Here is a 485-nt window from a genome sequence, read left to right on the forward strand (position 1 = left end):
GCCTCCGAGGCGACGGTGCCGACGGGCGCGGAGCTGACGGTGTGGCCGCCGGCGGGAGCGGTGCCGGTGCCGGTGGACGATCTCTACGACGGTCTGGCCGAGGTGGGTTACGGGTACGGGCCGGTGTTCCGGGGGTTGCGGGCGGTGTGGCGGCGGGGTGAGGAGGTCTTCGCGGAGGTACGGCTGCCGGAGGGGGCGGTGGAGCTGGCGGGGGAGTTCGGGATCCATCCGGCGTTGTTCGACGCCGCCCTGCATGCTGCTGCGTTCCTGCCCGTCGGCGGCGAGGGAGGGCTCCCGTTCGCGTGGAGCGGTGTGTCGTTGCACGCGTCGGGCGCACGGTCGTTGCGGGTTCGGCTGTCGGCCATTGACGATGGCGTGCTCAGCCTGAATGCGATTGATGAGACCGGGGCTCCGGTGGTGTCGGTGGGTTCGCTGATGCTGCGATCGGTGTGTGGGGAGTTGCTGGAGTCCGGGGGTGAGCAGCG

1 protein-coding gene is annotated in these 485 nt (G+C 71.3%); it reads left to right on the top strand.

Going from position 1 to position 485, the window contains the following annotated elements; genetic code table 11:
• Positions 1 to 485 (top strand): polyketide synthase dehydratase domain-containing protein (locus ACLZOT_RS49885; protein WP_416975969.1); only part of this gene is annotated, 485 nt, incomplete at both ends.

It is taken from the genome of Streptomyces sp. 4F14, from assembly GCF_048159485.1.
In the GTDB taxonomy this organism is placed as follows: domain Bacteria; phylum Actinomycetota; class Actinomycetes; order Streptomycetales; family Streptomycetaceae; genus Streptomyces.